The following is a 9,828-nucleotide window of genomic DNA, read 5'->3' on the forward strand; positions in this document are numbered from 1 at the left end:
GCCCCCACTCATCCCATCCCAATTTGTAAGGACGCAAAATGAACCAGGAACTGACAAACAACCCGTTCAACCCGCTGACGCCGCCCAAGGTCTTTGACGAGATCAAGGTGTCGCTGGCTTCGCCGGAACGGATCCTCTCGTGGTCCTATGGTGAGATCAAGAAACCGGAAACCATCAACTACCGGACGTTCAAGCCCGAGCGTGACGGTCTTTTCTGCGCGCGTATCTTTGGCCCGATCAAAGACTACGAATGTCTCTGCGGCAAATATAAGCGCATGAAATATCGCGGCGTCGTCTGCGAAAAATGCGGTGTCGAAGTCACGCTGCAAAAGGTCCGCCGCGAGCGGATGGGCCATATCGAACTGGCCTCCCCCGTTGCGCATATCTGGTTCCTCAAGTCGCTGCCCAGCCGCATCGGCCTGATGCTGGACATGACCCTGCGCGATCTGGAACGTGTTCTCTACTTTGAGAACTACGTTGTGATCGAGCCGGGCCTCACCGATCTTCAATACGGTCAGATGATGACCGAGGAAGAGTACATGGACGCGCAGGATGCCTATGGCATGGACGCGTTCACGGCCAATATCGGTGCCGAAGCCATCCGTGAGATGCTCGCCCAGATCGACCTCGAAGCCGAGGCCGACCAGCTCCGTGCAGACCTCAAGGAAGCAACCGGCGAACTGAAGCCCAAGAAGATCATCAAGCGCCTGAAAGTCGTGGAATCCTTCCTGGAATCCGGCAACCGTCCGGAATGGATGGTCCTGACGGTGATCCCGGTCATTCCGCCGGAACTGCGTCCGCTGGTGCCGCTGGATGGCGGTCGTTTCGCGACCTCCGACCTGAACGACCTGTATCGCCGCGTGATCAACAGGAACAACCGTCTGAAGCGCCTTATCGAGCTTCGTGCGCCCGATATCATCGTGCGTAACGAAAAGCGGATGCTTCAGGAATCCGTCGATGCTCTGTTCGACAACGGCCGTCGTGGCCGCGTGATCACCGGCGCCAACAAGCGTCCGCTGAAATCGCTGTCGGACATGCTGAAAGGTAAGCAGGGCCGCTTCCGTCAGAACCTTCTGGGTAAGCGGGTCGACTTCTCGGGTCGTTCGGTCATCGTGACGGGTCCGGAACTCAAGCTGCACCAGTGCGGTCTGCCCAAGAAGATGGCGCTCGAACTGTTCAAGCCGTTCATCTATTCGCGGCTGGAGGCCAAAGGCCTGTCCAGCACCGTGAAGCAGGCCAAGAAGCTTGTTGAAAAAGAGCGTCCCGAAGTTTGGGATATTCTTGACGAGGTCATCCGCGAACACCCCGTGATGCTGAACCGTGCGCCGACGCTGCACCGTCTTGGTATCCAGGCGTTCGAACCGGTTCTGATCGAAGGCAAGGCGATCCAGCTTCACCCGCTGGTCTGCTCGGCCTTCAACGCCGACTTTGACGGTGACCAGATGGCCGTTCACGTGCCGCTCTCGCTGGAAGCCCAGCTGGAAGCGCGTGTTCTGATGATGTCGACGAACAACGTTCTGTCGCCGGCCAACGGTGCGCCGATCATCGTGCCGTCGCAGGATATGATCCTTGGCCTGTACTATGTCACGCTGGAACGCGAAGGCATGAAGGGCGAAGGCATGGTCTTTGGCTCGATCGAGGAAGTCCAGCACGCGCTGGATGCGGGTGTCGTGCACCTGCACTCCAAGATCCAGGCGCGGATCACGCAGATCGACGACGAAGGCAACGAGATCCAGAAGCGTTACGAGACCACGCCGGGCCGTGTCCGTCTGGGCGCGCTACTGCCGCTTAACGCCAAGGCGCCGTTCGAACTGGTCAACCGTCTGCTTCGTAAGAAAGAAGTCCAGCAGGTCATCGACACCGTCTACCGTTACTGCGGTCAGAAAGAGTCGGTCATTTTCTGTGACCAGATCATGTCGATGGGCTTCAAGGAGGCCTTCTCGGCAGGGATCTCTTTCGGCAAGGACGACATGTTGATCCCCGACTCCAAGTGGCCGATCGTCGAAGAGACGCGCGAGCAGGTAAAGGATTTCGAACAGCAGTACATGGACGGCCTGATCACCCAGGGCGAAAAGTACAACAAGGTTGTCGATGCCTGGTCGAAGTGTAACGACCGCGTCACCGAAGCCATGATGGGGTCGATCTCGGCCGATGTCCGCGACGAAAGCGGCGCGGTCATGGAGCCGAATTCGGTTTACATGATGGCCCACTCCGGTGCGCGTGGCTCGGTAACGCAGATGAAGCAGCTGGGCGGGATGCGCGGCCTGATGGCGAAGCCGAACGGCGACATCATCGAAACGCCGATCATCTCGAACTTCAAGGAAGGTCTGACCGTTCTTGAATACTTCAACTCGACCCACGGCGCCCGTAAGGGTCTGTCGGATACCGCTCTTAAGACGGCGAACTCGGGTTACCTGACCCGCCGTCTGGTTGACGTGGCTCAGGACTGCATCGTGCGTATGCTCGACTGCGGCACCGAGAACTCGATCACTGCCGAAGCGGCGGTCAACGACGGTGAAGTCGTGGCCACGCTGGGTGAGCGTATTCTCGGCCGTGTGGCGGCAGAGGACATCCTCAAGCCGGGCACCGAAGAGGTGCTGGTCTCCGAGGGTCAGCTGATCGACGAGCGCATGGCTGACGCCATCGAGGATTGCAACGTGCAGTCCGCGCGGATCCGGTCGCCGCTGACCTGTGAAGCCGAAGAGGGCGTCTGCGCCACCTGCTACGGTCGTGACCTTGCACGCGGTACGATGGTGAACACCGGCGAAGCCGTGGGTATCATCGCGGCCCAGTCGATCGGTGAACCCGGTACACAGCTGACGATGCGGACGTTCCACATCGGCGGTGTTGCACAGGGTGGCCAGCAGTCCTTCCTCGAAGCCAGCCAGCCTGGCAAGGTCGTTTATGAGAACGCGCAGATCCTCGAGAACGCCAATGGCGAGATCCTGGTGATGGGTCGGAACATGAAGCTGATCATTCAGGACGAGAACGGCGAAGAGCGCGCGAGCCATAAGATCGGCTACGGCACCAAGCTGTTCGTCAAGGACGGCGAGATGGTCAAACGCGGCGACAAGCTGATCGAGTGGGATCCCTACACCCTGCCGATCATCGCCGAGAAGGCCGGTACCGCGAAATTCGTCGACCTCGTGAGCGGCATTGCCGTGCGCGACGAAACGGACGAAGCCACCGGCATGACCCAGAAGATCGTGATCGACTGGCGTGCCGCGCCGAAAGGCAACGAGCTCAAGCCCGAGATCATTCTTGTCGGCGAAGATGGCGAGCCGGTCCGCAACGATGCGGGCAACCCGGTGACCTATCCGATGTCGGTGGACGCGATCCTTTCCATCGAGGAAGGCGCGGAGATCAAGGCCGGTGACGTGGTTGCGCGTATTCCGCGTGAAGGTGCCAAGACGAAGGACATTACCGGTGGTCTGCCGCGTGTGGCCGAACTGTTCGAAGCGCGCCGTCCCAAGGATCACGCGATCATCGCGGAGATCGACGGCTATGTGCGTTACGGTCGCGACTACAAGAACAAGCGCCGTATCAGCATCGAGCCTGCGGATGAATCGATGGAGCCCGTCGAATACATGGTGCCCAAGGGCAAGCACATTCCGGTTCAGGAAGGTGACTATGTCCAGAAGGGCGACTACATCATGGACGGCAACCCGGCCCCGCATGACATCCTTGCGATCATGGGTGTCGAGGCGCTGGCGGATTACATGATCAACGAGGTGCAGGAGGTCTATCGTCTTCAGGGCGTGAAGATCAACGACAAGCACATCGAGGTCATCGTGCGCCAGATGCTTCAGAAGTGGGAGATCCAGGAGAGCGGCGATACCACGCTGCTCAAGGGCGAACACGTCGACAAGCAGGAGTTCGATCAGGCCAACGAAAAGGCGATCTCCAAGGGCGGCCGTCCGGCACAGGGCGAACCGATCCTCCTCGGGATCACCAAGGCGTCGCTGCAGACCCGGTCGTTCATCTCGGCCGCGTCCTTCCAGGAGACCACCCGCGTGCTGACCGAGGCTTCGGTTCAGGGCAAGCGCGACAAGCTGGTCGGCCTGAAAGAGAACGTGATCGTCGGCCGCCTGATCCCGGCCGGTACCGGTGGCGCGACCCAGAAGGTCCGCCGCATCGCGACCGAACGGGACAACGTGGTGATCGACGCACGCCGGGACGAGGCCGAAGCGGCTGCTGCGCTCGCGGCACCGCTGGAAGGCGATATCATCGGTGCGGATGATTACGACACGCTGGTGGATACGCCCGAAAGCCGGGATTGATCCCGGGCGGGGCCGGACCTGGCCCTGCGTAGAAACTGATGACCCCCGTGCCGAAAGGCGCGGGGGTTTTCTTTTGCAGTAAATCCCTTGCCCGGCGCGGGCTGACAATAGGTGACACATTTCGTTTCGTGGCCGGGTGAGGGGGCTCTGCCCCCGTCCTGCGGCCTCCCCCGGGATATTTTTGACCCAAAGAAGCAGGGCGATCACGCGCCGCGGTCTTGAGGCGTGACGGCGAGGGGGGAATGTGGCAAAGGGAGGAAAAGGGAACAGATCGGGGCAGGGGCGTGACGCCAGAATTTCGGATGATCGGGCTGGTACGGTTTTCGGTACTCACCCCCACCTATTACTCGGAACGGTTCAAGACTCTTGAAGAAACTGCGGCGCACCTGTTCAGCCCGGCGCGCATGGAGTTGCGGTTTCGCCTGTTCGAACGCCTGTGCCTGCCGTCTTTGACGCGGCAGGGGGACAGTGATTTCCAGTTGATCGTGCTGGCGGCGGAGGCGATGCCGGAGGTCTACCACGAGCGGTTATGTGCCTTGCTGGAACCGCATGAGAATATCTCGCTGCGGCTGGTGGGGCCGGGGAAGCATTACGCGATGCTGCGCGAGGCCTATCAATCGGTCCCGGTCGAAGGGTGCAGCCATCGGATCATGTTCCGACTGGATGACGATGACGCGGTGGATCGGGATTTCATCGCCCGCAGCAAGCGGCTGGCACGAGGGCTGTTTCATCTGCACGAGGCACCGCCGCCGACGATCATCGCCTATAATCGAGGGTTCTACCTGCGGCGCAGCGAGACCGGGTCGGAAGTCTTCGATGCGGTAGAGCGGGCGCCGCTCTCGGCGGGGGTGGCGCTGGTTGCGCCACTGGCGCATGAGACCAACCCCTATCGCTATGTGCATCGAAAGTTCGCACAGCATTATAATACCTATTCCGATATCTCGGTGCCCGGCTTCATCCGGACGATCCATGGCGATAACAAGTCGGACCCTGCGGTAATGGGCCTGTCGCACAAGATGGGATCGGCGCAGGTCGAGGCGGAGCTGCAGACGCATTTCGGCCTTGGGATCGAGGATCTGAAGGCGCTGTGATCTAATCCGCGCTAAAGACCTCGCGGACGTGGTTCGCGTCGATATTGTAGCGGCTGCGAAAGAGGGATTCCCCAGCGTTATCCAGCGGTGTGAGATCGAAGTCGCGCGTGTTCGGTCCCTGGCGTGAATCGTTGTGGTCGTTATGGCCACGGAGCATCATCGCCTTGTCGGGAAAGGTGAGCGCGGGCATTTTTCGCGCAATGCGATGATGGGCGAAATTCATCACGCTGAGATCGACGCCGGGCCGGAACATCATGGCCAAGCCCGGGGTCCAGAAGGGTTGGTGGATCTCGGCGGCCTCGATGCCATCGGGGCCGGGGCGCGCGATATGGCCGGCGCTGAAGTCGATGGCGATGTGACGGTGATCGTTCAGCAGGCCCGCGACCTGCCCGGCGGCGCGGCGCAGGCGTTCGACGAAATCAACCGCCACCGCGTCGTCGTCATCGAGCCGAAACTGCAGGCAGGGGCCATGTCCCGGTTCGCGGCAGGCGTTGATCGCCTCTTTCATCACGGGGCGATGCGGGCCGGGCGGGCAGGCTTCGATCCGGACCTGCGGAATGTCGGCGCAGAGCCCGGCAAGCCGGGTACGATGTTCGGCGGGCAGGCTGTCGCCGATCACGATGAGAAAGGTGAAATCAGGATCGCTCTGCGCCCGGATCGAGGGCAGGGTGAAACATTCGAGAAACCGGAATCGCTCTTCGAGCCGTTCCGGCGCGTAGAGATAGGCGATCCGTTCCTCGAGGCTCGCATGGGCGACCTGAAACCCGCCCTCGCCGGGATAGGAGAACCGGCACAATCCGATAACCTGCATGTTTCGCTTCCGATTTTTCGCTGTCCGGGGCCGTTGATGCCGGATATACTGTGGCAAGCGGATAACAGCGATGCAAGTCGGCACGGCCGGACAGGGGGCTGTTGACACTGGCGGCGACTCCTCTTATACGCCCGCTATCTCGGCTTCGGGGGTCGCCCCAAAGTGCCGATTTCTAAACTGAAGTGGTCATGATCCGGTCCGTAGGGGCCCGATCCTCTGGAAACCCACCGCGTCGTGCCCGTTTGCAGGGGACGAAGGCGGTTTTTGCGCTGTGCAGACGTGTATGGCGCCGGACTGATTTGAACCGCACGCACATGCGTGCACACACATGTGTTGATGAGACGGGGAAAGAACCGGAATGCCAACGATCCAGCAGCTGATCCGCAAGCCGCGGCAGCCTAAAGTAAAACGTTCGAAGTCGATGCACCTGCAGGAATGCCCGCAAAAGCGCGGCGTCTGCACACGCGTCTATACAACCACACCGAAAAAGCCGAACTCGGCCATGCGGAAAGTCGCCAAGGTGCGCCTGACCAACGGGTTCGAAGTGATTTCGTACATCCCGGGTGAGTCCCACAACCTTCAGGAGCACTCGGTTGTCCTGATTCGTGGCGGCCGTGTAAAAGACCTTCCCGGTGTGCGTTACCACATTCTCCGCGGCGTGCTTGATACCCAGGGTGTCAAAGACCGTAAACAGCGCCGCTCCAAGTATGGCGCTAAGCGTCCGAAATAAGGATTTCGGGCGTCCCGGCCGTGAACCGGGGCCTCGCCCGCAGAGGAACAAGAGGATATATAAATGTCTCGTCGTCACGCCGCAGAAAAACGCGAAGTCCTGCCCGACGCCAAGTATGGCGATCTGGTGCTGACCAAGTTCATGAACAACCTGATGGTCGATGGTAAGAAATCTGTCGCCGAACGGATCGTCTACAACGCGATGGATCGCGTCGAAGGCAAGATCAAGCGTTCGCCGATCGAAGTCTTCCATGAAGCCCTCGACAACATCCAGCCGTCGGTCGAGGTTCGCTCGCGCCGTGTGGGTGGTGCCACCTACCAGGTGCCCGTCGAAGTGCGCCCCGAGCGCCGTCAGGCCCTGGCGATCCGCTGGCTGATCAATGCAAGCCGCGCGCGCAACGAAAACACCATGGAAGAGCGCCTTGCAGGCGAACTGCTCGACGCAGTTCAGTCCCGCGGTTCCGCCGTGAAAAAGCGCGAAGATACCCACAAGATGGCCGACGCCAACAAAGCGTTCAGCCATTACCGCTGGTAAACACTCTACTCATTTTCGAGGACCGCCCCTATGGCACGCGAATACCCGCTTGAACGCTACCGCAACTTCGGCATCATGGCCCACATCGATGCAGGTAAAACCACCTGTTCCGAGCGTATCCTGTTCTACACCGGCAAATCCCACAACATCGGCGAAGTGCATGACGGCGCTGCGACGATGGATTGGATGGAGCAGGAGCAGGAACGTGGTATCACGATCACCTCGGCTGCAACCACGACGTTCTGGCAGTGGCAGGAGGACCCCACCAAGGAGGGGACCTACGACACCAAGTACCGCATGAACATCATCGACACGCCCGGCCACGTCGACTTCACCATCGAAGTCGAGCGTTCGCTGGCCGTGCTTGACGGTGCCGTTGCCGTTCTGGACGCCAACGCGGGTGTCGAGCCGCAGACCGAAACCGTCTGGCGTCAGGCCGACCGGTACAAGGTTCCGCGGATCGTGTTCGTCAACAAGATGGACAAGATCGGTGCCGACTTCTTTAACTGTGTCCAAATGATCCAGGACCGCACCGGTGCGACTCCGGCGCCGATCCAGATCCCGATCGGGGCAGAGAACGAGCTGGAAGGCATGGTCGACCTCGTCACCATGGAAGAGTGGGTCTGGAAAGGTGAAGACCTCGGCGCAAGCTGGGTGCGTCAGCCGATCCGTGAAAGCCTGCAGGACACCGCCAACGAATGGCGCGCCAAGCTGATCGAAAACGCCGTCGAAATGGACGACGACGCGATGGAAGCGTATCTGGAAGGCGAAGAGCCCGACATCGCGACCCTGCGCAAGCTGATCCGCAAGGGCACGCTGGCGATCAAGTTCATCCCGGTTCTCTGTGGCTCTGCCTTCAAGAACAAGGGTGTCCAGCCGCTGCTGAACGCTGTTGTCGACTACCTGCCCAGCCCGCTGGACGTTGTCGATTACATGGGCTTCAAGCCGGGCGACGAAACGGAAACCCGTAACATCCCGCGCCGTGCGGACGATGACATGCCGTTCGCTGGCCTCGCGTTCAAGATCATGAACGACCCGTTCGTCGGTTCGCTGACATTTACCCGCATCTACTCGGGTAAGATGAACAAGGGCGACTCGATCCTGAACTCAACCAAGGGCAAGAAAGAGCGCATCGGTCGTATGATGATGATGCACTCGAACAACCGCGAGGAAATCGAGGAAGCTTTCGCAGGCGACATCATCGCGCTGGCGGGTCTGAAAGACACCACCACGGGTGACACGCTGTGCGACGCCAAGGATCCGGTGGTTCTGGAAACCATGACCTTCCCCGATCCGGTGATCGAGATCGCGGTCGAGCCGAAGACCAAGAACGACCAGGAAAAAATGTCCGCAGGTCTGGCCCGTCTGGCCGCCGAAGACCCCTCCTTCCGCGTCGAGACCGACATCGAGTCCGGTCAGACCATCATGAAGGGCATGGGCGAACTTCACCTCGACATCCTCGTCGACCGCCTCAAGCGGGAATTCAAGGTCGAAGCGAATATCGGTGCGCCGCAGGTGGCCTATCGTGAGACCATCTCGAAAGAGGTCGAGCACACCTACACCCACAAGAAACAGTCGGGTGGTTCGGGTCAGTTCGCCGAGGTCAAGCTCGTCATCACCCCGACAGAGCCGGGTGAAGGTTACTCCTTTGAATCGCGCATCGTTGGTGGTGCGGTTCCCAAGGAATACATCCCCGGTGTCGAAAAAGGCATCAAGTCGGTCATGGACTCCGGTCCGCTGGCAGGCTTCCCGGTGATCGACTTCAAGGTGGCCCTGATCGACGGTAAGTTCCACGATGTGGACTCCTCGGTTCTCGCCTTCGAAATCGCCGCTCGTATGGGGATGCGCGAAGGGATGCGGAAAGCGGGCGCCAAGATGCTCGAGCCGATCATGAAGGTCGAAGTGATTTCGCCGGAAGAATACACCGGTAACGTCATCGGCGACCTCACGTCGCGCCGGGGTCAGGTGACCGGTCAGGAAAACCGCGGCAACGCGATCGCGATCAACGCTTTCGTGCCGCTGGCAAACATGTTCGGCTACATCAACACCCTGCGTTCCATGTCCTCGGGCCGTGCGCAGTTCACGATGCAGTTCGACCACTACGATCCGGTTCCGCAGAACATCTCTGACGAGATCCAGGCCAAATACGCATAAATCGGGTGGCGGGGAGTACCCCGCCCTACCCATCAACTGTAGGGCGGTCATCGTGCCGCCATCCGCACTAAAAAAGGAGACCTCCCCATGGGTAAGGCAAAGTTTGAACGCAACAAACCGCACGTAAACATCGGCACGATCGGTCACGTTGACCACGGCAAGACGACGCTGACGGCGGCGATCACCAAGTATTTCGGCGACTTCCGTGCCTATGACCAGATCGACGGC

At 60.2% G+C, this 9,828-nt stretch carries 7 protein-coding genes; 6 read left to right on the plus strand and 1 reads right to left on the minus strand.

What is annotated here, in order from left to right:
* Positions 1-38: 38 nt before the first annotated feature.
* A complete protein-coding gene (gene rpoC, locus ACU0FH_RS16520; protein ID WP_446195746.1) occupies positions 39-4,280 on the plus strand; it encodes a DNA-directed RNA polymerase subunit beta' in 4,242 nt (1,413 codons plus the stop codon).
* A 284-nt stretch (positions 4,281-4,564) separates the two neighbouring features.
* Positions 4,565-5,371 carry a glycosyltransferase gene (locus ACU0FH_RS16525; RefSeq protein ID WP_446195748.1) on the plus strand — a complete coding sequence of 269 codons (807 nt, stop codon included), beginning with the start codon at positions 4,565-4,567 and terminating at the stop codon, positions 5,369-5,371.
* A gap of 1 nt (position 5,372) precedes the next feature.
* Here ACU0FH_RS16525 and ACU0FH_RS16530 read toward each other — a convergent pair whose 3' ends face one another.
* On the minus strand, positions 5,373-6,182 hold the full coding sequence (locus ACU0FH_RS16530) for a putative rhamnosyl transferase (RefSeq protein WP_446195750.1): 810 nt from the start codon (positions 6,180-6,182) through the stop codon (positions 5,373-5,375).
* Positions 6,183-6,540: 358 nt separating this feature from the next.
* Here ACU0FH_RS16530 and rpsL point away from each other — a divergent pair, with 358 nt between their 5' ends.
* The 4 genes from rpsL to ACU0FH_RS16550 all read left to right on the plus strand — a co-directional run.
* The gene (rpsL, locus tag ACU0FH_RS16535) at positions 6,541-6,912 is read left to right on the plus strand and encodes a 30S ribosomal protein S12 (protein ID WP_007118826.1); all 372 of its coding nucleotides are present in this window, start codon (positions 6,541-6,543) and stop codon (positions 6,910-6,912) included.
* A 63-nt stretch (positions 6,913-6,975) separates the two neighbouring features.
* Positions 6,976-7,446, plus strand: coding sequence for a 30S ribosomal protein S7 (gene rpsG / locus ACU0FH_RS16540; RefSeq protein WP_088635873.1), 471 nt, complete (start codon positions 6,976-6,978; stop codon positions 7,444-7,446).
* A gap of 30 nt (positions 7,447-7,476) precedes the next feature.
* Entirely contained in the window at positions 7,477-9,600 is a 2,124-nt protein-coding gene (gene fusA / locus ACU0FH_RS16545) for an elongation factor G (protein WP_446195752.1), read from the plus strand.
* Positions 9,601-9,687: 87 nt separating this feature from the next.
* Positions 9,688-9,828 (plus strand): GTP-binding protein (locus ACU0FH_RS16550; RefSeq protein WP_446193684.1); only part of this gene is annotated, 141 nt, incomplete at its 3' end.

The organism is Heliomarina sp. (genome assembly GCF_052826185.1).